Origin of the sequence: Shewanella sp. 38A_GOM-205m (assembly GCF_000518445.1) — a bacterium.
GTDB classification, from domain to species: domain Bacteria; phylum Pseudomonadota; class Gammaproteobacteria; order Enterobacterales; family Shewanellaceae; genus Shewanella; species Shewanella algae.
Genome location: NZ_JADP01000003.1, coordinates 83,362 through 106,410, shown reverse-complemented (window position 1 = coordinate 106,410; position 23,049 = coordinate 83,362). Strand labels below are relative to the sequence as shown.

The 23,049-nt window shown below is 53.7% G+C and carries 21 protein-coding genes and 1 pseudogene; 11 read left to right on the top strand and 11 right to left on the bottom strand.

What is annotated here, in order from left to right:
- Positions 1-50: 50 nt before the first annotated feature.
- Together prfB and lysS are read left to right on the top strand one after the other, a co-directional pair.
- A protein-coding gene (gene prfB, locus N512_RS0103635; protein WP_162206727.1) for a peptide chain release factor 2 occupies positions 51-1,149 on the top strand; the annotation gives its coding sequence in 2 pieces (ribosomal slippage) (positions 51-125 and positions 127-1,149; 1,098 coding nt in all).
- A 17-nt stretch (positions 1,150-1,166) separates the two neighbouring features.
- Positions 1,167-2,669: a lysine--tRNA ligase gene (gene lysS, locus N512_RS0103630; RefSeq protein ID WP_028779438.1), complete on the top strand. Its 1,503-nt coding sequence runs from the start codon at positions 1,167-1,169 to the stop codon at positions 2,667-2,669.
- Between the two features lie 78 nt (positions 2,670-2,747).
- Here the strand turns inward: lysS and N512_RS0103625 are convergent, their stop codons facing one another.
- The gene (locus tag N512_RS0103625) at positions 2,748-3,677 is read right to left on the bottom strand and encodes a GGDEF domain-containing protein (protein WP_025008955.1); all 930 of its coding nucleotides are present in this window, start codon (positions 3,675-3,677) and stop codon (positions 2,748-2,750) included.
- A gap of 136 nt (positions 3,678-3,813) precedes the next feature.
- On the opposite strand from N512_RS0103625, the gene N512_RS0103620 reads away from it, so the two are divergent.
- Positions 3,814-4,353, top strand: a complete 540-nt coding sequence (locus tag N512_RS0103620) for a hypothetical protein (RefSeq protein ID WP_028779437.1) — start codon at positions 3,814-3,816, stop codon at positions 4,351-4,353.
- 36 nt (positions 4,354-4,389) lie between these two features.
- On the opposite strand, the gene N512_RS0103615 is transcribed toward N512_RS0103620, so the two are convergent.
- Positions 4,390-5,556 carry an AAA family ATPase gene (locus N512_RS0103615; RefSeq protein WP_028779436.1) on the bottom strand — a complete coding sequence of 389 codons (1,167 nt, stop codon included), beginning with the start codon at positions 5,554-5,556 and terminating at the stop codon, positions 4,390-4,392.
- 31 nt (positions 5,557-5,587) lie between these two features.
- On the bottom strand, positions 5,588-6,445 hold the full coding sequence (locus N512_RS0103610) for a DUF72 domain-containing protein (protein WP_051472653.1): 858 nt from the start codon (positions 6,443-6,445) through the stop codon (positions 5,588-5,590).
- Between the two features lie 333 nt (positions 6,446-6,778).
- Between N512_RS0103610 and N512_RS0103605 the strand changes: the two genes are divergently transcribed.
- Entirely contained in the window at positions 6,779-7,216 is a 438-nt protein-coding gene (locus N512_RS0103605; protein WP_025008957.1) for a hypothetical protein, read from the top strand.
- Between the two features lie 90 nt (positions 7,217-7,306).
- Here N512_RS0103605 and N512_RS0103600 read toward each other — a convergent pair whose 3' ends face one another.
- Positions 7,307-8,512, bottom strand: coding sequence for an aromatic amino acid transport family protein (locus tag N512_RS0103600; protein ID WP_028779434.1), 1,206 nt, complete (start codon positions 8,510-8,512; stop codon positions 7,307-7,309).
- A 369-nt stretch (positions 8,513-8,881) separates the two neighbouring features.
- A pseudogene (locus tag N512_RS22150) lies at positions 8,882-9,771 on the bottom strand (LysR substrate-binding domain-containing protein).
- Between the two features lie 99 nt (positions 9,772-9,870).
- On the opposite strand from N512_RS22150, the gene N512_RS0103590 reads away from it, so the two are divergent.
- From N512_RS0103590 to N512_RS0103570, 3 genes are all read left to right on the top strand, one after another.
- Positions 9,871-10,338, top strand: a complete 468-nt coding sequence (locus N512_RS0103590) for a CidA/LrgA family protein (RefSeq protein WP_051472633.1) — start codon at positions 9,871-9,873, stop codon at positions 10,336-10,338.
- Between the two features lie 4 nt (positions 10,339-10,342).
- A complete protein-coding gene (locus N512_RS0103585; RefSeq protein WP_025008959.1) occupies positions 10,343-11,032 on the top strand; it encodes an LrgB family protein in 690 nt (229 codons plus the stop codon).
- A 733-nt stretch (positions 11,033-11,765) separates the two neighbouring features.
- Positions 11,766-13,010 (top strand): dicarboxylate/amino acid:cation symporter, encoded by a 1,245-nt coding sequence (locus N512_RS0103570; protein ID WP_028779431.1) that lies wholly within the window; start codon positions 11,766-11,768, stop codon positions 13,008-13,010.
- 31 nt (positions 13,011-13,041) lie between these two features.
- Here N512_RS0103570 and N512_RS0103565 read toward each other — a convergent pair whose 3' ends face one another.
- The 3 genes from N512_RS0103565 to N512_RS0103550 form a co-directional block, all read right to left on the bottom strand.
- The gene (locus N512_RS0103565; RefSeq protein ID WP_028779430.1) at positions 13,042-13,488 is read right to left on the bottom strand and encodes a hypothetical protein; all 447 of its coding nucleotides are present in this window, start codon (positions 13,486-13,488) and stop codon (positions 13,042-13,044) included.
- A 436-nt stretch (positions 13,489-13,924) separates the two neighbouring features.
- On the bottom strand, positions 13,925-14,452 hold the full coding sequence (ppa, locus tag N512_RS0103560) for an inorganic diphosphatase (protein ID WP_025008962.1): 528 nt from the start codon (positions 14,450-14,452) through the stop codon (positions 13,925-13,927).
- Between the two features lie 207 nt (positions 14,453-14,659).
- Positions 14,660-15,649 (bottom strand): class 1 fructose-bisphosphatase, encoded by a 990-nt coding sequence (locus N512_RS0103550; RefSeq protein ID WP_028779428.1) that lies wholly within the window; start codon positions 15,647-15,649, stop codon positions 14,660-14,662.
- A gap of 183 nt (positions 15,650-15,832) precedes the next feature.
- On the opposite strand from N512_RS0103550, the gene N512_RS0103545 reads away from it, so the two are divergent.
- Positions 15,833-18,070: a S9 family peptidase gene (locus N512_RS0103545; RefSeq protein ID WP_028779427.1), complete on the top strand. Its 2,238-nt coding sequence runs from the start codon at positions 15,833-15,835 to the stop codon at positions 18,068-18,070.
- A gap of 59 nt (positions 18,071-18,129) precedes the next feature.
- Here N512_RS0103545 and N512_RS0103540 read toward each other — a convergent pair whose 3' ends face one another.
- Positions 18,130-19,326 carry a cation:proton antiporter gene (locus tag N512_RS0103540; protein WP_028779426.1) on the bottom strand — a complete coding sequence of 399 codons (1,197 nt, stop codon included), beginning with the start codon at positions 19,324-19,326 and terminating at the stop codon, positions 18,130-18,132.
- Positions 19,327-19,434: 108 nt separating this feature from the next.
- Here N512_RS0103540 and N512_RS0103535 point away from each other — a divergent pair, with 108 nt between their 5' ends.
- Complete coding sequence (locus tag N512_RS0103535) at positions 19,435-20,304, top strand: universal stress protein (protein WP_028779425.1); 870 nt, start codon at positions 19,435-19,437, stop codon at positions 20,302-20,304.
- 12 nt (positions 20,305-20,316) lie between these two features.
- On the opposite strand, the gene N512_RS0103530 is transcribed toward N512_RS0103535, so the two are convergent.
- Complete coding sequence (locus tag N512_RS0103530) at positions 20,317-21,198, bottom strand: LysR family transcriptional regulator (protein WP_025890103.1); 882 nt, start codon at positions 21,196-21,198, stop codon at positions 20,317-20,319.
- Between the two features lie 95 nt (positions 21,199-21,293).
- Between N512_RS0103530 and N512_RS24315 the strand changes: the two genes are divergently transcribed.
- Together N512_RS24315 and N512_RS0103520 are read left to right on the top strand one after the other, a co-directional pair.
- Positions 21,294-21,434, top strand: coding sequence for a hypothetical protein (locus tag N512_RS24315; protein ID WP_156018842.1), 141 nt, complete (start codon positions 21,294-21,296; stop codon positions 21,432-21,434).
- 110 nt (positions 21,435-21,544) lie between these two features.
- Positions 21,545-22,573 (top strand): GGDEF domain-containing protein, encoded by a 1,029-nt coding sequence (locus N512_RS0103520; RefSeq protein ID WP_028779424.1) that lies wholly within the window; start codon positions 21,545-21,547, stop codon positions 22,571-22,573.
- A 9-nt stretch (positions 22,574-22,582) separates the two neighbouring features.
- On the opposite strand, the gene N512_RS0103515 is transcribed toward N512_RS0103520, so the two are convergent.
- Positions 22,583-22,843, bottom strand: a complete 261-nt coding sequence (locus tag N512_RS0103515; RefSeq protein ID WP_025008966.1) for a DUF5062 family protein — start codon at positions 22,841-22,843, stop codon at positions 22,583-22,585.
- Positions 22,844-23,049 lie beyond the last annotated feature (206 nt).

The following is a 23,049-nucleotide window of genomic DNA, read 5'->3' as shown; positions in this document are numbered from 1 at the left end:
AAAATCCCTCGTTTGCATACGTCCTTAACACCAAAGAAAGTTGAAATCGCATGTTTGAAGTCAATCCGGTAAAAAACAAAATCAAGGAGCTTGCCGACCGCACAATGCTCCTTAGGGGGTATCTTTGACTATGACGCCAAGAAAGAGCGTCTGGAAGAAGTAAGCCGCGAGCTGGAAAGCTCCGAAGTATGGAATGAGCCAGAGCGTGCTCAGGCCCTGGGTAAAGAGCGCTCGGCGCTGGAAGTTGTGGTTAAGACCATAGACGATATGGATGCGGGCCTCGAAGATGTCGAGGGGCTGCTGGAGCTGGCCATTGAAGAGGAAGATGAAGAAACCTTCAATGATGCCAACAGTGAACTGGGCGATCTGGAAAAGCGCCTGGAAGAGCTGGAATTCCGCCGTATGTTCTCGGGTCCACAGGACGCTTCCGACTGCTATCTGGACATTCAGTCCGGCTCCGGCGGTACCGAAGCACAGGACTGGGCCAACATGGTGCTGCGCATGTATCTGCGCTGGGGTGAAGAGCATGACTTCAACCCTGAACTTATCGAAGTCTCAGACGGCGATGTGGCCGGTATCAAGAGTGCCACCATCAAGTTCAGCGGTGAATATGCCTATGGCTGGCTGAGAACCGAAACCGGCGTGCATCGTCTGGTGCGTAAGTCGCCCTTCGACTCGGGTGGTCGTCGCCATACCTCATTCTGTTCTGTGTTTGTTTACCCTGAGATTGACGATTCCATCGATATCGACATCAATCCGGCCGATCTGCGTATTGACGTGTACCGCGCCTCGGGTGCCGGTGGTCAGCACGTTAACAGAACCGAATCTGCGGTGCGTATTACCCACCTTCCGACCAATACCGTGGTGCAGTGCCAGAACGACCGTTCACAGCACAAGAACAAAGACACGGCTATGAAACAGCTGAAAGCCAAGCTGTTTGAGTTGGAGATGCAAAAGCAAAACGCCGAGAAGCAGGCGGCGGAAGATGCCAAGTCGGACATAGGTTGGGGCAGTCAGATCCGCTCCTACGTGCTGGATGATTCCCGCATCAAGGATCTGCGCACCGGGGTGGAAACCCGTAATACCCAAGCCGTGTTGGACGGTGATCTGGACAGATTTATTGAAGCCAGCCTGAAGTCCGGGCTGTAACAGAGAAGAAGCGGAAAATGACTGAACAAGTATTGGATGAGAACAAGCTGATCGCGGAACGTCGCGCCAAGCTGGAACATGTACGCCAGGGCTGCCCGGCCAATGGTCACCCTAACACTTTCCGTCGCAGCCACAAGGCTGCCGAGCTGCAGGCGCAGTTCGCCGATAAGAGCAAAGAAGAGCTCGAGTCTCTGGGCTTCAAGACCGCCATTGCCGGTCGGATCATGGCCAAGCGTGGCCCCTTCCTGGTTTTGCAGGACGTATCCGGTCGCATTCAGGCCTATGCCGGCAAAGAAGTACAGGCTGATCTGAAAGAACGCTATCAGGGCCTGGATATCGGCGACATAGTTGGTGTTAAAGGCACTCTGCACCTGTCCGGTAAGGGCGACCTGTACGTTAATATGGAAGAGTATCAGCTGCTGACCAAGGCGCTGCGCCCACTGCCTGAGAAGTTCCACGGTTTGACCGATCAGGAAACCCGTTACCGTCAGCGTTATGTTGACCTGATCGTCAACCAGGATTCCCGTGATGCCTTCGTCATGCGCTCCAAAGTGGTTTCAGCCATACGTAACTTCATGGTGAAAAAAGAGTTTATGGAAGTGGAGACCCCTATGATGCATGTCATCCCGGGTGGTGCTTCCGCGCGTCCATTTATCACTCACCACAATGCGCTGGATATCGACATGTATCTGCGTATTGCGCCTGAGCTGTACCTCAAGCGTCTGGTTGTCGGTGGTTTTGAGCGAGTGTTCGAAATCAACCGTAACTTCCGTAACGAAGGTCTGTCGCCACGCCATAACCCTGAATTCACCATGATGGAATTCTATATGGCTTATGCAGATTACCGCGATCTGATGGATCTTACCGAAGAGATGCTGTCTTCCATCGCTCAGGATCTGCTGGGTGATACCAAGTTGCCTTACGGTGAGCACAGCATCGATTTCGGCGGCCCTTACGCCCGCATGAGCATGTTGGAAGCGATTCAGCACTACAACCCAGACAACGCCACGATTCAGGCCATGACCTATGAAGAGGTCAAGGATCTTGAGTTTATGCGTAAGCTGGCCAAAGACGTAGGGCTGGAAATCGAATCTTTCTGGACCTGTGGTCAACTGCTGGAAGAGATCTTCGGTGAAACCGCCGAGCCTAAACTGATGCAGCCTACCTTTATCACCGGCTACCCAGCGGACATCTCGCCACTGGCCCGTCGCAACGATGACAACGACTTTATCACTGACCGCTTCGAGTTCTTCATCGGTGGTCGTGAAGTGGCCAACGGTTTCAGCGAGCTCAATGACGCCGAAGATCAGGACAACCGCTTCAAGGCTCAGGTTGAAGCCAAAGATGCCGGTGACGATGAAGCCATGTTCTATGATGCCGACTATATCACGGCGCTGGAGCATGGCCTGCCACCGACAGCCGGTCAAGGCATAGGTATCGATCGTCTGGTGATGTTGTTTACCAACACTCACACCATTCGTGACGTGATCCTGTTCCCGGCCATGCGCCCACAGGCTTAAGTTCAGTCGCTCGAATTAGACGAGTCAATTCAATGAAGAAGCCGGCCAAGTGCCGGCTTTTTGTTTTGACCGTGTTTTTTAGGGCGATTCAGTGCACTCTGGCCCCTTGGCCAGCACAATCCGGTTGCGACCCTGTGCTTTGGCTTGGTAAAGGGCGCCATCGGCCCTGGAAACCACGGCATCTATGCTGGTATCACTGCATTGAAACTCGCTGAGGCCGCCGCTGATACTGGCGCATTCAGCGGCAATCCCCAAGGCTCTGAGGCGCCGGGCACACTCGCTTCGTAGGCGCTCGGCTATGGGCAATGCCTGCTCTGCAGCAGTGTGGGGCATAAGAATGACAAATTCATCGCCGCCGTAACGGGAGGCGATATCCTGAGTTCTGAGGCTGGCCAGGCAGACCTCTCCCAGAGTAACTATCGCCTTGTCGCCCATCAGATGGCCAGAGCTGTCGTTGAGCTTCTTGAGGTTATCGAGATCGAAGATCAATATGCTGGTCGGGGTTCGGTAACGCTGAAACAGGGTTAGGTTTTCTGTCAGCAGTTTGAGCAACTTACGGCGGTTGTAGAGCTGAGTGAGCGGATCGCGCTCGCATCTTTCCCTGAGCTCCTGCTCCAATTGATGGCGGCGGGTAATATTGCTGGCTACCCAGACCACGGCATCTTCACCCTCTATTTGAAAATCCAGCGCCTGTACCCGACCTTCAAACCAGATGGGCTCTGCGGGGCCTTGCTCTGTGAGTCCCTTGACGTCGTTGCCGCCAAGGCTGTATTCCACCACCCAGAGACGGCGGCTCAGCAAGGCTTGCGCTATCTGGCTCAGAAACCATTCGCACTTGGGCTGCTGGATGACCTGGGAGATGTATTGCCCTATCAAGGTTGTGCCGTCGTGATAGTAGCGACTGTCGGAACCTCCCAGTACCGCGGCATAGCGGCCACTGCGGGTCAGAATAAACACCGGATCCGGTAAAGCGGCGAAGATAGATAAGGTCTGGGACAGAGAAAACATTTTGTCTCCTCATGGGGTTTTGGTTTTATCTTAGTCCAATATATTGAATTTACGGGGCAAAATCGATTTTTTCTGCAGAAACTATACTGGAGATCTCGGTGTTGTTGTATCCTAGTTCAACCTGGAGGCTGATTTGATGAAAACTTCGGCTCTAATTTTGACTTTGACCCTATCTTCCTTCGCCAGTGCCACCCATGCCGCACTCACTGAAGCACAGCAGATTATGTTGGATGACGCCCTGAATGCCGCTCCGCCCACCATACGTGCCAGTGTTACCGTTGTTGATTGGAACAAGAATGTGCTGCAACAAGGTGATGGCAGCTACACCTGCTTTCCAACTCCGCCACAGCTCAAGGGAACGGCTCCCATGTGTATGGATGGCCCCTGGATGGAATGGGCACACGCCTGGATGGAGAAAAAACCATTTCAAGCCAAAGCGATAGGTATTTCCTACATGCTGGCCGGTGATGGTGGGGCCAGCAATATCGACCCTTATGCCGAAATGGAAACCGCGGATAATCAATGGATAGTCGAAGGGCCGCACCTGATGATTCTGCTGCCGGATCCTGCCATGCTCGACAGTTTGCCGACCGACCCGGCTCAAGGTGGGCCCTATGTGATGTGGAAGGGCACGCCCTATGCCCACATAATGATCCCGATCGGTGCCAGGAAGTAAGGATTCGAGTTACTCACCTTAGCCCGCAATCGCGGGCTAGTTATTGTGCCAGCGCCACGGCGGAGTTGAGAGCAAATCTTGCCCCTGGACACAAGTGGCCCCCAGCTGTTTATCCAGCTGTAATGTGTTGCAGTCTCCCTGGGTTTCCAGCGCATGGATTAATCTTGCGGCGTGTGACACTATCCAGAGCTGACACACAGAAGAGGCCTTGATGATTAAACGCGCCAGCGCGGGCAAGAGATCAGGGTGCAGGCTGGTTTCAGGCTCGTTAAGCACCATTAATTCCGGTGGTCTGGGAGTCAGTAAGGCTGCCACCAACAGTAAGTACCTTAAGGTACCGTCCGACAATTCACTCAGCGACAGGGGTCTTAGCAGGCCTTGTTGGTGAAATGCCAGTTGCAGCATGCCGGCACCCGTGGCCACTATGCTGATAGTGGCACCGGGAAAGGCATCTTTGATCGCATGATGGAAGGCTTCGGCATCACCTATCTCGAAAATAGTTTGAATCGCCGATACCAGATCGCGACCATCATGGTGCAGCACTGGGGTCAGGGTCGCCAGTTGCGCTCGACGGGCCGGTGCTTGTTGATCGCTGCGGAAATGATCGTAGAAACGCCAGGCTCGAATTCTATCCCTGAGGGTGAGGATCTCTGGGCTGCGTTCAGGATCGGCCAGTTGGCTGAGCATGCTGTCGCCGAGATGGAGATGGTTGTCCAGTAGTTGCCAGCCATGCTCCCCGCGTCTTTTCACCAGGGCACCGCGGCGCTCGACCAACACAGAGGCAGGCCGATAGAGGGAGCCGCACCAGATGGCTTCGCGTTTGATTTGGGGATCCAGGCCAAATAGCGTCGTAGAGTCAGGTTTGGGGAGTCCAAGCTCGATGAGATAACTAAAGTCATCGGCGGCAAAACCCAATTTAAGACGTTTGCTCTGGTGGCGCACGGTTCCTTCTATGTTGGCCGTACCTGCCAACATATCGCGACTGAACTTTTCCGGACCGGCCCAGAAACTGGACTCCAGGCCGCCTTCTTTTGCCAGTGCCTTGACCACGCCACCATCAGCTGTTTGCGCCAGCAGTCTCAACGCCTTGTAGAGATTGGACTTGCCGCTACCGTTGCTGCCTGTCACCAGGTTCAGGCGCTCCAGCGGCAACACCACTTCACGTAACGAGCGGTAATTTTCTATCGCCAGACAACTCAGCATAAGGACCTCGCGGATAAATAGCTTGTGCCGGTCACAGTGCCAGACCCAGCTGTTGGTTTTGGGAGTCAGCCTGTTCAACCAGCTGAAACGCCTGAAGAGGTTGGCCGTGTTTGGCTTGCCAGCGAGTGCTCAGCAGACGCTGCAGGCTTATGGCCAGCTCGGGTGCTTGGGCATTATCCGGGGTGTGGATGAACAGATAGGGTTGGCGCTCCTCTTCCAGCCATTGGCATAGCTTGTCCAGCCAAGGCTTGAAGAAGCCCTGATTGGCCTCAAGCTCAGGGTGGCCGATAAAGCGCACTGTGGGATAGCGGCCGGTGGCTATGGCATGTACCGGTACTTTGGGTTTCTTTTCATGGGCGTCGATGACGGCGGCACTGTTTGGCGGCGCGGCAAATACCGGTCGGGTGTCCATTATGATGCGGTTGACCGAGCGCTGCAGCAGCAAGCGGTTGAGTTGACGCTCGGCTTCCCCTTTGGCAAAGAAGGCCGGGTGGCGCACCTCAACCCCAAGAGGCAACTCGGTTGGCAGTTTGCCAAGAAAGGCGTCCAGTGCCCCAAGGGCTTCTGGGCCAAAATAGGCGGGCAACTGAATCTTCCACAGACCTGTCTTGGCAAACAGTGGCGACATCACCTGCAGGAACTGCCTGAGTTCATCGTCACAGTGCCTCAGTTGCAACTTGTGAGTGATCTCCTGTGGCAGTTTAAAGGTAAAGCGAAAGTCCTCACCCACGGCATCGCGCCAGTTACTGACGCTGTTTGCTGACGGGGTGGCATAAAAGCTGGTGTTGCCCTCCACCGTATTGAAAACCTCGGCGTAGCGCGCCAGACGCTCGGCTTGAGGCGTCCCCTTTCCATAAAGGCTTTGCTGCCACTGGTTATGGGACCACATGGCCAGTCCCAATTTCAGCTCTGGTATCTGTTGCTGACCGCTCACCACGTGCTCCGTCAAATGAGTCTCCGGCGCTATTGTGTCTGCCGTCACTATCGGGGTCAAGTTTGCCAAGTGTGTACAACAGGCGCTGTTGCCGCCACAAAATGCACAGATTTCCAGCAGAGTTCAAATTGATAACACATTGAGTTTGCGACGCTTCTTGATGCTTGCGTATAATGAACCGGCCGTTGTGAACGGCAGTAACCACAGACATAAGGACAAGATGTCGTTAAATTGGGTTGAAGCCGACCCGCGTGTTTCAGCCCATTCCATTCAAATTAAGGATGATTTATGCCCGATCCCCAGAGTGCCTCAGCGCAGGACGAGCCGTTACCCCAGACAGTAACCCTTGCAGACTTACCCGCCGATATCCAATTGGTATTGCCGATAGACAATGCGCCGAGCGCGATAGCCAGGTTGGCCTTTGGGGTATTACTGCTGAGTGCCTCCATTCTCTGGTGGTTGCTGGATGACGCCAGTGCGCTGCAAATAGGCAATCCCATGGTGGCCAATCTGCTGGCGCTGGTTGGAGTCTTGCTTGGCGGCGCCAGTTTTATCAGTGGCAGGAGCGCAATGCAGCAAAGGCAGCAGCGGCGCCAACAGGCCCTGGAACAGCAGCTGGATCAGCGAGTCGTCATCAGTGAGCAAGAGATCCCGGAAGGGTTTGACCTGGTTTTTTCCCAGCTGTCAGCCAGTCGCTTCAGAGTATCGTTGGAACCGATAAACTGAAGGATGAACCAAAATAAAACGCAGCCCGAGAGCTGCGTTTTACTTTAAGAATGGACGGCGGCCAGTTTGCCTACTCCATACAATCCCTTGTTAGCCTACCTTGGTCAGTATCCCGGCCATTTGCAGCAGTTGGCTGAGAATAATCACCACCCCGCACAGCGCAGCCAGCATGAGTGCCGCTTTGCCGCCGCCAACCCGGTAGCTGCCCTCGGACATTGGCTGGCTCCTTTGCTTCCAGACCATGGCGACGGGCAGGAACACTGCCAGTATCACCAAAGCTATCGAGGCATAGCCCAGGGCGGCCATAAATCCCTGAGGGTAGAAGAGGGCAAATCCCAGCGGGGGCAGGAAGGTGATGGCCGCCGTTTGCAGCCTGTGGCCGGCACTGTCGTTGCGGCGCAGAATATCGCCCATAAAATCAAATAGCCCCAGGCTGACTCCCAGGAAGGAGGTGGCCAGTGCCAGGTCGGCAAATATGGATACAGTCTGGCCTATCATGGGGTTATGCAGCAGTTGCCCCAAGCCATTGATGAATTTGGGGAGCTCCTTGGAGGCCATCAATTCACTCTGGCTCAAGGCGCCCTGACTGGCCAGTTGCCAAAGCAGGTAAACCAGCAGCGGCAGGGCCGAGCCGACAATCATGATCTTCTTCAGCGCCTTGATATCCAGCCCCACATAGCGCACCACTGAGGGGATAGAGCCGTGAAACCCAAAAGAGGTGAAGATTACCGGCAGGGCAGAGATGACCAAACCTTGCTGCAACGGCAGCTCCAGCAGGTATCCGCCTTGGGCGTGGGGCAACAGCAGCGCCAACATGATGACCAGGGCAATAATCTTCAAGGCAAATAACACCCGGTTAATCATATCGACCGAATGAGTGCCTATGGCGACCACCAGGGCTATCAGCAGGGCAAAGCCAATGGCACCCACCTGGGGGGGCAGAGTTAAATCCGCATAGCGAACCAATTTATCGTTGAGCTGGGCACCACCACCGGCAATATAGGCGGCGCACAGGGCGTACAGCAGGAACATCATCGCCAGGCTGGCCAGCAACTGCCCCTTACGGCCGAGCAACTTGTGCGCCAAGGTGTGCAGAGTGGCATGAGCCGGGGCATGTTGATGCACTTCCAGCATTAACAGCGCTGTGTAGCTCATCAATCCCCAGAGCAGTAGCATCAGTATTGAGGCGACCCCGAAACCCAGGCCGGCAGAAGCCAGCGGCAGTGCCAGCATCCCGGCGCCTATCGTGGTGCCTGCAATGATCAGCATGCTACCGAAGGTTTTGTTGTTCTTCATTTTATTACTTTCTCAACAAGCATTTTCGTACTGGGTCCCCAGGGTTTTGGTTTGAGGGGGCCCCAAGAGAGCCGGATAACCGGTAACGAAACCTGACAACAAAGCCACAATGGCTCACAGGAGAGGGAAGTTCAGGTCATTATCCCCATCAAAGCCACTGTGGCTTGGGATAGAGATAAAGCTTGTGTATTGGCCGCATTGCGAACCTCGGGTTGTGTAAATGAACCCCGGGCCCATTGGGCCCGGAAAAGTGTGATTCACCTTAGCGGCGCGAAAAGAGGGTGTCAATGAGTTTGTACTGTTGTAACGGTACGCTGTGACTCGGTTGGCAAAAATTAACTCGGCTGCAGCGCTTGAAGCGTCGGGATTTCAGCTCAGCGCCAGCCGTTGTCTGACCAGCTCGACCATGGCCTGGGCGGCAAAAGACAGTGGTTGCCCCCGGCGCCAAAACAGCGACAGCTCCCAGATCAGATCTGAAGCGGCCAGAGGAATACTGATCACCCCGGCCACCGCGTGGCGCTCGGCAATAAAGCTTGGCAGTATCATGGCGCCTGTGCCTGCTGCCACTAGGGCGATACCAAAGTCGGGATGACTTACCCGGGTCACATCTTTGGGGCTGAAGCCGGCTCTCTGACAGGCATTTATCACCAGCTCATGCAGGGCATATTCGGGTTCGAACAGTATCTGTGGAATATCTGCCAATGCCTTGAGGGTCAGCTCTTGGCTATTGGCTAAAGGATGTTGTCTTGGCAATACCACCACCATTGGGTCGCGGCGGATCCTGATGCCATCAAACTCATCCTCAAAGGAGATGATCCCGGTTGCCAGCTCGATTTCCCCCTTCTTGAGGGCCGCGGTTTGCTCTACGCCGCCGCGAACCAAGAGATGCATCTGCACCTTGGGATAACGGCTGCGAAAGCGGGCGATGACAGGAGCAAAGAGTTCGGCACTGCCGAGGGGGGCCAGTCCCAGATGCAGTTCACCCGAGTTGAGACTGCGCTGCGCCGCCAGCTCTCTGAGCATGTTGCGACGTACATTCAATAGTTCCTGGCCGTGACGGTAGACGACCTCTCCGGCTGCTGTGGGACGTAACTGGCTGCCGCGTTTGCCCTTTCCAAGAGCACAAGATCCAGATCCTGTTCCAACTGGCGAATAGACTTGGACAGCGCAGGTTGGGTCAGGTGGATCTTTTCCGCCGCTTTGGCAAATCCGCCGGCATCCACTATCTCAATAAAGTAGCGAACAACTTTCAGATCCAATTGAATAACTCTATGGAATGCAAACTATGCTTAATATTCATTTTTTTTATTGATATTGCAAGCCTAGAATAAACCCCAGTTAAGTTATTCGGTAAAGATATGCACTCCCTCAGCAAACGCCCGACTTCTCCTCACAGAGTGGCCAAAGTCATTTGGCTCCAAGGCAAACACATAAGCGCGACCTTGCTGCAAATTGCGGCTATCTGTTTGCTGGCATGGGCCACTCATGCCTTGGCCGCCGCTTTGCATTCTCCCATTCCCGGCAGTGTACTTGGGATGCTGGTAGTGTTGTTGGCGCTCGGGCTCAAGCTTATACCGGAAAAGGCGTTGCAACTGGGAGCGGCCTGGTTGATTGGCGATCTCTTGCTGTTTTTTATTCCACCCGTGATTTCAGTACTCAAGTATGAAACCCTGCTGGAGGAGTATGGTTTCAATATTATGCTGACCCTGGTGCTCGGCAGCGCTTCGGTATTGCTGGGAACCGGTTTTGTGGTGGATAGAGTGTTTCGCTTCGAGCGGCGCCTCAATTTGAAACGCCAACTGGCCAAACATGGAGTGCAAGGGTAACTCTATGTCTCATACCTTGCTTGCTCTCTTGAGTCTGCTGATCACTCTTATCTGTTATTACGGCGCCAAGGCTTTATATCGCAGGCATCGTAGCTGGTGGTTGGCACCGATATTTTTGGCGCCTTTGGCTGTGCTGGCCGTGGTGCTGCTGTTGGCGATCCCTCTGCCGACCTATTTTGAGTACACCCATTGGCTGATGGCATTACTGGCTCCGGCGACCATAGCTTTCGCTGTACCTATTTACCGCGAGCGCAAGTTAATCCGCCGTTATCCGATCACCATTAGCCTTGGGGTTATGGCCGGACTCATGTTGGGCCTGGTGTCATCCTGGCTGTTGGTCAAGTTGGTGCCTCTGCCCAGTGAACTGAGCCACAGCGTACTGGTACGCTCTGTGTCGACTCCATTTGCCATGGAGGCCACTGGTGCCTTTGGTGGCGTGCCGGAATTAACCGCCATGTTGGTGTTGCTCACCGGCGTGATAGGCATGCTGGTGTGTGAGCCGCTGTTTAAATTGGCGAGGATAAAAACATCTCTTGGGAAAGGGGTGGCACTCGGTGCTTCTGCCCATGGGGCCGGCGCCGCCAAAGCCAGTGAGTTTGGTCAGCAGGAAGGCGTGATTGCCAGCTTGACGATGATCTTTACCGGCATTGCCATGGTGCTCGGCGCGCCCTTATTTGCGTTGATTTTTGTTTGATTTAACCGAATTTGATTCAAGTAGGTGACCTGGCCACAAGGGTTACTGCCGTTTTTGAGTCTATCCATCACCCGATGGCCTTTTCTTGTGGTGACCGCCTGCATCGTCAGGCGTTTTTCCTGAGCCTCTCAGGTAATATGTTGCTTGATTTGCCGGTGCGCCCCACCGGCTTTTTTTTGTCCATTTTTTAGCTAGATGACTATCTTTTCCGATAGCGCACTTATGCTTCCCCTGTCCCGTATTTGTGGTTTCCTCCTTCGCTGTTTATCTCGTATTTTTATGCGTGGTTTGCTCTGTGGCTGCTTTTGTGCCTGAAGCTGTGCAGGCAGGAAATGCCGGTTTGATGGCGAAATTAACAAGCAGGATCTGCAGTAAAATAGCGGCTTGGCTAATTGGCTCACTGCTATTTCTATATTTATTGGTTTTTAATGCTTCTTTGTGTGACTTTTTGGAGTTATTCACTGTCAAGTATTTTGTATTTGTTTGCTATTTGTTTCTGATTTGTGCTTTTGTAAACGCGCCATTCTTGAGTGAATTTATTTGATAAGTTTAAAAATCATTTAAAAACAGGGTGTTCTGCATTTTATTTGACAGCTGCTGCATGTTGCCCAGGCGAGTTTTGATCATTTTGTCATTGAATTTTTGAGTAGCATGTTTCACTATCCCTTCCCAGAGCGAACAGGGAAGACAGTTGTGCATCAGGAACGATGCCGAATTGGAACGTACAATGGCGATACTCAAATCTCTTTCCGGACGGATCTTTATGGGTCTGTTCAGCGGCCTGTTGTTGGGCTCTGTGGTGCAATATGGGCTGGGCCATATCGGCTTCTTTTCCGGCACCCTGGTCGAGGTAGCCACCGCGGCAGGTACCATGTTTGTCAATATGATCATGATGCTGGTGATGCCGCTGGTGTTTGTCAGCATAGTCTGTGGTGTCTGCGAGTTGCAGGATCTCAAGAGCTTCGGCCGCTTGGGCGGCAAGACTTTCAGCTTCTATATCATCAATACTCTGGTCGCCATCTTGGCGGCGGTGTGTGTGTCACTATTGCTGCAGCCCGGTGTCGGGGTTGATATGAGTGGTGGCACGGATGTGGCCATTACCGCGACTGAACTGCCCAATTTGATGAGCCTGATTGTCGGCATAGTGCCAAGCAATCCTGTCGATGCCTTTATGTCGGGCAACATGTTGCAGGTGATCTTTATGGCGCTGCTGCTGGGCGGAGTTATCAAGTCGCTGGATGAAGCCGGCAGCTCAGCTGTCAGAGGCTTTCAGGTCGCCAATAGGATCATGATGAAGCTCATTATGACTGTGATGCAGTTGGCGCCATTTGGTGTGTTTGCGCTGATGTTCAAACTGGGTGCCACCCTGGAAGCCAAAGTCTTTCTCAGTGTGCTGGGTTATATGGCGATTATTCTAACCATGCTGCTGCTGTGGATTTTCATTGTTTATCCTCTGGCTGTGGCTGTGTTCACCCCGGTCAGTGCCAAGAGTTTTCGTGCCAAGACCCAAGAGCAGATCCTTTTCTCTCTGTCGACTGCCAGCTCCAATGCCACCATCCCGGTGACCATGCGAACCTTGACCGAAAAGCTCGGGGTTAACAAAGCAGTGGCAGGGTTTGGCGTGCCTCTGGGTGCCACCATGAATATGGGCGGCGTGTCGATTTATATCACTATCGCCATCTTCTTTGTTGCCAACGCCTTTGGTCAGCCAATCTCCAGCGAACAGCTGCCTACTCTGATATTCAGTATCTTTCTGCTGTCTGTGGGCGCCGGCGGCGTTCCCGGCGGCGGTATGGTGATGATAGGTGTGCTAATCCATCAACTGGGCTTACCCGTAGAAGCTTTTGCGATAGTGGCGGCGCTGGACAGAATCATAGATATGGTGCTGACTTCCTGCAATGTGGTGGGCGACGCTGCAGTGCTTACCATAGTGGACCAAACAGAGAAGGTACATCAGACAGAGGCGGTTAACGCCTGATAAAGAAATCCGGCCACTGGCCGGATTTCTTTTATGGCTGACAGTTGGATTTGAGCTGTGCCAGACTGGTTTGGAAATCACTCATCTGGATAGCCGATGAAAAAGAGCCACCGGAGCGAAACGAGATAACTTCAAGCGAAATTGGCTCACTGTGAAGAGAGGTCAGTTCGGCCCAGAGATCTTCATCGGCGCGGGCCTGGGTGGTGAGTGTCGTCAACGAGCTCACGCTGGCCAGTTGCAGGATCTCACCATCGGCGGTTCTTAACACCAAGACACTGGGATCCTGACTATAGGCATAAGACTGAGGCACCCTCACTATCAATCTCGGCTGGGGTTGTTGCACTGAGCACTGTATCTGCAGTTGAGTCGCATCCTGATGGAAGGATATCTGGTGGAAATGTTCTACATCACCCCGGCAATGAAATGCCATCAAAGCCAACGCGCTTAGCAGAGGTGCAGACAGCAGCAACTTATTCATAGTGTCTCTTGGAAAGGTTAACTAACGGCGTCAAATTAAGTACTTTTGTCAAAAGCTTGGCGATTTTATAGCAGAGGTTGTTTTTGGGGTAATTATTATTGTTTCGTTTGCTGGTAACTTCTCATTTGTATGACTTTAGGTTTACATGCCGTACTGTATATGGCTTTTGTCTATTTATCCTGTTTGAAACTCATTGCCTGTAGTCTGGAAGTTTGGCCCTGAGAGACGGTTTTCACTAATGGCCATCAATTGGGCCAAAGCTGGATGGAATAGGGCTGATGACTCGGGAGCAGCGGAGCCTTGATATGCGGGGGATTCTTCCTGGTAACCAACTTAAACCTATGCACTTAAACCCATGCACTTGAAGCTGTGAAATGCCAATAAAAAAGCCAGCAGTTGGCTGGCTTTTATGCTTATCCTCGGGTTACAGGGCCACTTAGCCTTTGTAACGCTCGGCGCTTGACAGGATTTCGGCGCGGGCGGCTTCGGCATCTTCCCAGCCATCAACTTTAACCCACTTGCCGGATTCTAGATCCTTGTAGTGTTCGAAAAACTGTTTGATCTGGGCTTTCAGCAGCTCAGGCAGATCGTTCACATCCTGGATATGACCGTATTCTTTGGAGATCTTCTCGTGTGGTACGGCAACAATCTTGGCATCTTCACCTGACTCGTCGGTCATTTTCAGTACGCCAACTGGACGACAACGGATAACGCTGCCTGGCTGCAGTGGGTACTGAGTAGGAACCAGTACGTCTACCGGATCACCATCCAGGCTCAGAGTTTGGTTCACATAGCCGTAGTTGCAAGGATAGAACATAGGCGCAGTCATCATGCGATCCACAAACAAGGCACCTGTGTCCTTGTCCACTTCATACTTGATAGGGTCGTGGTTTTGTGGGATTTCGATGATCACGTAGATGTCATCTGGCAGGGATTTGCCCGCAGGCACTGCATTTAAGCTCATGGAAGTATCCTTAGACTGTGTATTAATCTATTTCAGGTCCGGCCTGAAGTTCAGTGTGGCGCGTATTATAGCGCGATTTGACGGCTTGCCAATGAAAGGCCGCAGTCTTAAGACTAATTGCCAACAGTTCATCCCAGGCTATCTGTCTCAGGCCTTGAATTGTACCGTCAATTCAGGGCTGCCGACCCCGGCAGCCCCAAGCGGCGTTTAGAGTTCAGGCTCGCCGCTGTAATCCTGCTGATGGTACTCGAGGCAGGCATCGACTTCATTGGCCGAGCCCAGGATGACAGCTACCCGCTGGTGAATTTGCTCCGGTTGGATGTCGAGAATGCGCTGATAACCTGTGCTGGCCTTGCCGCCGGCCTGTTCAACCAGCAATGCCATAGGGTTGGCTTCGTACATCAGTCTCAGCTTGTAGGGCTTATCCGGGTTCTTGTTGTCAGTTGGGTAGGTAAAGATGCCGCCGCGGCTCAATACTCTGTGTACATCGCCCACCATGGCGGCAATCCAGCGCATGTTGAACGACTTCTCTCTCGGGCCTATTTTGCCGAGCAGCAGATCTGCAATATAGGTCTGCATCGGCGCTTCCCAGAATCTCTGGTTGGACATATTGATGGCGAACTCGGCGGTGTCTTTGGGAATGTTCACTGCTTCATTGGTCAACAGATACTCGCCGCTGTCCGGGTTCAGGGTAAAGAGTTGTACCCCTTGGCCTGTGGTCAGGGCCAGCATGGTCGATGGGCCATAGAGCACATAGGCAGCCGCCAGTTGCTCGCTGCCTTTTTGCAGGAAACTCTGCTCGCTGATCTCCCCCTCGGGTGCCGGCAGTACAGAAAAAATGGTGCCCACTAGTGAGTTGATGTCTATGTTGGAAGAGCCATCCAGTGGGTCGAAACACACCAGAAACTCACCGATGTCACCGACTTCAACAATATGATCTTCCTCTTCCGATGCCAGGGCGCGCACTGTGCTTTCGGCCTTGAGGGCATCTTTGAGCATTTCGTTGGTGATCACATCCAGTTTCTTTTGGGTTTCACCCTGAACGTTTTCCTGGGTGGTGGCGCCCAGTACACCGGCCAGTGCACCGTGTCTTACCGCCTGACTGATGGCGACTGAGCTTTGGGCCAGAGTGAGGAGCAATTGGGACAAGGCTGGGCTGACAGCCTGCTGTTTGAGGGTTTGGGCCAGAGTCTGCATCTTGTTTCCTTAAAAGAGGTCTGAGCTTTTTCTGGGACAGGATCATAACCGAGAACCGGCGATATTTCAGCGGCCAATTGCACGGGTTTGCCGATCCCTTGTCAATTGGGGCAGAATGAGGGCTGTTTTTTGGGCTGTGGCCGGATGCCAAAGCCCCTGTATCCTACAATTCCGGAAATAATAATGAAAAAAACTTGGATGGCTTCGGCGCTTATGGCAATACCTTTGACACTGGCCTCCGGCCAGTCTTTCGCTCTGGAGGGTGGCAAAACCCCTTTGACGGTTGAGCGTCTCTATTCTTCACCGGCACTGGCCGGTGCCAGTCCCCGAGGGCTGAAACTGTCTCCCGACGGCAAGCGGGTTACTTACCTGGCGGGCCGTAAAGACAATCAGTATTTCTACGATCTTTGGCAGATGGATGTCGCCACCGGCCAGGTCAGTTTGATGTTGGACGCCTCCAGGCTTGAAGCCGGTGAACTTTCCGATGAAGAGAAGGCCCGCCGCGAGCGGCAGCGAGTGTATGGCCAGGGGATCATGGAATACTTCTGGGCCGACGACAGTCAGGCACTGCTGATCCCGGCGGCCGGCAAGCTCTACTACTTCAGCCTGGCCGATGCCAAGGTGACTCTGCTGCCGACAGGGGATGCCTTTGCTACAGATGCCAAACTGTCGCCTAAGGGCAATTTTGTCTCCTTTGTGGCCGAACAAAACCTCTATGTTCTCAAGCTGAAAGACCATAAGCTCACTGCGCTGACCCAGGATGGTGGCGGGGCCATCAAGAACGCCATGGCCGAGTTTGTGGCTCAGGAAGAGATGGACCGTATGACAGGTTACTGGTGGGCACCGGATGAATCGGCCATCGCCTATACCCGCATCGATGAGTCGGGTGTAGAGCTGGTGACCCGCAATGAGATCTATGCCGATGGCATCAAGCTGACCGAGCAGCGTTATCCCTATGCCGGCAAGCCCAATGTCGAGATTGCCCTGGGGGTAGTATCGCTGGCGTCCGGGAAGACCCAATGGATGGATCTCGGCAGTGAGAAAGATATCTATCTGCCGCGGGTGAAATGGCTGCCGGACAGCAAGCACTTGTCGTTCCAGTGGCAGAATCGCAGTCAGCAGCAGTTGGATCTGCGCCAGGTAGACAGCCGCGAGGGCAAAGGCGCCGTGACTCTGGTGTCCGAGCGCAGCGATGCCTGGGTTAACCTCAACCACGACCTCTATTTTCTCAAGCAGCAGCCCGGCTTTATCTGGGCATCCGAGCGTGATGGCTTCAACCATATCTACCTGTTTGATGACAAGGGCAAGGTCAAACGGCAACTGACCCGGGGAAGATGGGCGGTCGATGAGATAGAACACCTAGATGAAAAGCAGGGCTGGGTTTATTTCAGTGGCCGTAAAGACAGTGTGGTCGAGCGCCATCTGTATCGGGTCAGCCTCAATGGCGGTGAGATAGAACGGATCAGCCGGCGTGGCGGCATGCACAATGCCGTGTTTGCCGATAAGGAGTCTGTTTACCTCGACTATTTCAACAGTCTGTCGCAGCCTCCCCAGGTGAGTCTGCACAACCAAAGCGGTGAGCATCTGGCTTGGGTGGAAGAGAACGCCGTCAAGGCAGGACACCCTCTGTATGACTATGCCGGGCTGTGGCAGTTGCCCGAGTTTGGCACCCTCAAGGCCAAAGATGGCAAGGCGCTGCAATACCGCCTGTTCAAGCCGGTGAATTTCGATAGTAAGGCCAAATACCCCGTGGTGGTGCGGGTTTACGGTGGGCCTCACGCCCAGTTGGTGGTCAATAGCTGGAGTGAGCAGGATTACTACACCCAATATCTGTTGCAGCAGGGCTTTGCCGTGTTCCAGTTGGATAACCGGGGCTCGGCGCATAGAGGCACGGCCTTCGAGCAGGTAATCTACCGCCATCTTGGTGAGGCCGAAGTGGAAGATCAGAAGACAGGTGTCGATTTCCTGCGCACCCTTCCCTGGGTCAAGGCCGACAGCATTGCCATCTATGGCCACAGCTATGGCGGCTATATGGCGCTGATGAGCCTGTTCAAGGCGCCTGACTACTTCAAGGCGGCCATCAGTGGCGCCCCTGTAACCGACTGGGCCTTGTACGACACCCACTACACCGAACGCTACCTCGGCCATCCTGACGACAACGCCAAGGGCTACGAGGCCAGCAGTGTCTTCCCCTATGTGAGCAAGTATCGTTCAGGCTTGCTGATGTATCACGGCATGGCCGATGACAATGTATTGTTCGAGAATAGCACCCGGGTATACAAGGCGCTGCAGGATGAAGGCAAGTTGTTCCGCATGATAGATTACCCCGGCTCCAAGCACTCGATGCGGGGCGATAAGGTGCGCACCCATCTGTACCGTTCGCTGACCGACTTCCTCGAAACAGAGCTGAAAGGTAACTGAGCCGGTAAGCTGAAGTTATCTGGTAGCTGAAAATGCCGCGCCTCATATGGCGCGGCTTTTTATGCTTCGCCCTCCTTGGGCAACAGGCGTCTGAGTAGTAAGGGGCCGAGCAGGGTGGTGATGGCTATTACCAACACCAATTCGGTAAATACCTTGGCCGGAATGATATCCAACTGCCGCCCCACTTCTGCAAAGACCAAACCGACTTCACCTCTGGGCACCATGGCACTGCCGACTATCAGCTTTTGCCGCCAAGTGCCGCTAACTACCAAACCGGCCGCCAGCTTGCCGATAAATGCCAGCAGTATCATCGCCAGCAAGAGTAACAGGCTGTAGGGGCTGAGGTTCAACTGGCTCAAGTCGAGGCTGATCCCCACATAGACAAAGAACACAGGCGCGAACACATCGGTCAGTGGTTGCATCGATTTTTCCAGCTTGTGGGTAAAGGGAAAGGGGTTTTGCAGATACTTCTGCCAGGGCCAGATAAACTGCCTTGATAGCGCCAAACCGGCGGCAAAACCGCCGAGCAGTGCCGGAGCGCCGAAAAGGTGTGCCAGCCAGGCAAACAGGCAGATCAGTGTCAGCATAACCACGGCTTCATAGCCGGGTGTCTGGGACTGGTAGCTGAATACCCGCAGCAGATAGACCAGCATTCTGCCAAGAGGCGGCGCCAGCAGCAGAAACAGCAGCAGTAAGCCACAGAGTTTGATAATTGCCAGCGGTGCCAACTGGCCTTCGCTGGCAAAGTTGAACAGCAAACTGAGCAGTATTACCCCGGCAATATCGTCGAATACCGCCGCTCCCAGAATCAAATGACCGGCACTGGATTGTTGCTGGCCACTGTCGCTTAGCACCCTGAGGGAGATGCCTATGCTGGTAGCTGTTAGGGTACAGCCGTAGAAGAGGGCGGCAAACAGCGACAGCTCCAGCCAGTAAAAGGCGGCCAGGCCGGTGAGCAGCAGCGGCGCCACTATGCCGATAACGGCCACCGCCGCCACCTGGCGCCCGGCGCTGTAGAGGCGTTTTATCGAGGTTTCGGCGCCGATGGAAAACAGCAGCAGTATCACCCCGAGTTCGGCGATATTAGCCAGCACCTGGGTCGGCTCCAGCCAGCCCAGCACTGAAGGGCCAAGCAACAAGCCTGCACCTATTTCCCCCACCACCGGCGGCCAACCGATACGGTTACAGCACTCTCCCAGCACCCGGGAGAACAGCAAGATCAGGAACAAGGCGATCAACAGGCTATCTATCGACATTGAGTATCCCCCATAGGTGCAATTGTTGATCGGGATCAGTATGGTTTATTCTGCATCAGATTAGAGTCTAAAAAATAGCCGATTACCAGAAAAATCCGGAGAAAACAAATGGGTAAGCTTTTTATCATCGAACAACATGAAGAGGCTAACACTGATGCGATTGCCAAGGGACTGGAAGTAGCGGAACTACTAGGTAAGCAACCACAGGTATTTGCTTATTGCTACGAATATTTTTCCGGTGATGATTATTATAGCCCACGGCTTGCCGGGGCCGCCCAGCAGCGGCTGATGAAGGAGAAGCAAGCCGTGGTGTCGGCTCATCTCAAGGAGTTGGATGCCGAAGATGTACCGCTGCATATCATCTGGAGCAAGTATCTCTACGAGCATGTCAGCAACCATGCCGGCCGCTATGGTTTTGATATGGTGGTCAAGACAGTTCACCAGAGCGAGCACTTTCTGCCGACCGACTGGCATCTTATTCGCAGTACCAAGGTGCCCTTGATGCTGCTCAGCGACAATCCGATCAAGAAGGCGTCAAGTATTCTGATGGCGGTGGATCTCGATGCCAGAAGCCAGCAAAAACAGCGCCTCAACCAACTGGTGTTGCAACATGGCCGCCAGTTGGCCGAGGCCAGCGGTGCCAAGTTGCATCTGGCGCATATCATCCGGGTACCCAAGGTGATCCGCGATCTCGAGGTGCTCAACCTGCATGAAATGGTCAAGTCGGCCTGGCGTAAGCATCAGGCCATGCTGGACCAGACCGGGCTCCCCAAAGAACAGATCCATATCATTGCCGGCGATCCGGATCTTTGTCTGTATCAGTTGTCCTGCAGGCTCAAGAGCGACTATCTGGTGATAGGTGCTCGTCAGCGCCAGGGCTTGATGGGACGGGTGATAGGCAATACCGCCGAGCAGATCTTGCGGCGCGTGCGCAGCAATGTGCTGGTGATCCCAACCGATGAGGAACAGGCAAGCTGATAGCTTGCCTGCTCACAAGCCCTTTTGGCTGAGGGCAACCAAGGCCTCGGCGGCCGGGGTCAAGGGTAGGTTGTTACGCCAAATCAGCCCTAGCTGCCAGGTGATTTCACTCGCCATGGGCCGATAGCTGAGGGTTTGCTCGCCGAGCTTGTCGCAGATGGGCTCCGGCAGCAGCGCCAGCCCCATTCCGGCCTGTACCATGGCGCCGAGAAAGTCCCATTGACCACTGCGAAAAGCGATATTCAACGTGACCCCGGCTTCGCGGCTCAGGCGGGTCAATAACTTTGCCAGTGAAAAGTCCTCGTTGTAGAGAATGAAAGGATACTCGGCCAGATCCCGCCATTCTATCGCCTGCTTGCTGGTCAGTGGGTGACCTACCGGCAGGCAGACCTTCAGCGGATAACCCTGCAGCGGCGATGAAGATAGCTGCTCTCCATGGGTGGCCGGCAGCGCCGTGAAGGCGATGTCCAGAGTGTCGGCCAGCAGTGCCTGCTCGCAACCAAAACCACCGTATTCATGCATCTGCAACTCGACCGCCGGATAGGTGCGGCGAAACTCGGTCAACAGATCTATGGTCAAACTGCTCATCATGGGGCAGACCCCGAGGCGTAGGTGGCCGGATTTGAGGCCACTCAAGTTACTCAAGTCCTGCTCCATTCTGTGCCATTGACCTATTATCTGGCAGGCGCTGGCATGGAATATCTCTCCGGCCTGAGTGAGCTCTACCTTCTGATTGCTGCGGATCAAGAGCTGTTGATCCAGGGATTCCTCCAGACGTTGGATCATCTTGCTCAATGTCGGCTGAGTCAGGTACAGCTGCTCGGCGGCGCGGGTAAAGTTGCCGGTTTCCACCAGGGTCAGAAAGCAGTGTAAGGTCTTGATAGGTACGTTCATGCTTATTTGGAATTCTCGCTATGGAATTAATTCATTTTACTAATAGTCATGGCGGCGTTAATTTGATCAGCATCCCAAGTAAAGAGGAAAAATCGATGAAAGCCTATCAAGGTTTGTGGGTCAGCTCTCTGTGGCAAACCGCCACTGAAACTCAGGAACACAAGGCCAAGCCTGCCAAAGCCAAGTCCCAGAGTTTTTGGAAGCTGATGTTCCACAAAAAAGCCAAAGCAGTCTAAAGTTACCCGGCCCGTGCCGGGTTTCTTTTATCCCGCCAATACCCCTTCCTTTGTTTTGCCCTGTTGGCCCTTTGGGTTAGTATTTGCCTGATTAATTCAAGGGGAAGCTTGTGGATCTCAGCCAGATATGGACGGACGAATCCGAGTACCGTCGGGTTGCGCTCAAAGTCAGCGCATGGACTATTTTTTGCCTCGGGGTACTGTTCAGTGGCTTTAACTGGTATATGGGGTTGCCATTACTGTCTTTGATGGAACTGGCCATGGCCGGTTTCTGTCTGTTGTTGCTCTACCGTTTGCCCACAACCTCCAGGCTGAAAGAGTGGTCGTTATGCTTTCTGTCTTTGCTCTTTTTCATCGTGCTGCTGGGAATTTGGCAGGCGCGCTTGAGCTCAATTCTCTATAGCTGGTTATTTATCTTTCCGCTGCTTTCTTACCTGCTGCTGGGTAAACGTTGGGGCGTGGGTTTTAACGCGGTATTTATCTTTGGTGGTATGAGTTTATTGCTGCTGCGGCTGGTTATGCTGGAGTCGGAGCTGCATTTTTCCTTATTCATCAACGTGGGTCTGTGTCTGTCTACTTTGTGGATCATGAGTCATGTGTTTGAGAGCAAGCGGGCCGAAATGGTTGAACGTTTGCAACTGATGGCGGCGCTGGATCCACTGACCTCTGTCTACAACCGCTTGCATCTGGAACCGGTATTCAATCTACTGCAGCAACAGATAACAGGGCGTTTGGCACTCTTGCTGGTGGATGTCGATCATTTCAAGCAGATTAACGACAATTTGGGCCACGATGCCGGCGACAGGGTGTTGCAGCAGTTGGCGCGGCTACTGCAGGAGTTTGTGCCGTCCCCTGAGCATGTTTTTCGCGTCGGCGGTGAAGAGTTTTGTCTCTTACTGCCGGTGGTGGACATGGCCGAGGCGCAGAGGCTGGCAGAGTCTGTCAGAGCGGCGGCTGAGTCTCTGCCCCTGGACTTGGCCACAGCACAGGGCCTAAGCGTCAGTATTGGCATAGCCTTGTCACCAGAGCCGAGCTCTAGGCCAAAACCTGAGCTGCGCCAGGTGTATCGTCAGGCTGATGAGCGCCTGTATCAGGCCAAGCTCAATGGCCGTAACCGAATCGAACCGCCGCAGTCCTGAGTGCTGCGGCTACTGTAGCAGTGGATGCTCCTTGGGCAACTTGCCGCTGATCCACATTACCAACCTATGTTTCATATTGGGGCCATCTTCCTTGTCCGATGGCAATGGCCCTATCAGTTTATCCTGCACCAAGAGGCGATAGACGCACTCGACTTTCTCTTTCTCCGGCACCTTGTCCCCAAGCGGGGCAAAGCCACGCTTGAGCGAGTATCCCAAACCTATCTCCAACGCCAGTTTCAACAGAGCCGCTTCATTCTTGTGTTTCTTCATCTGTATCGCTCCCAGCTTGTGCCTGCTCCTAAGCTAACGCAAAGTGACTGAGATTACACTTAAAAATCCTTCGACAGCCTCAGCTGCCCTTGTACCTTATTTGAGCATACTTTAAGCTGGTCGCTGGAACGACAAGGATTAATACCATTCCCGATAGAAGGTGGATTTTCCAACAAGCTTCCCTGAGGCGTGTTGAAAAGGTGCTT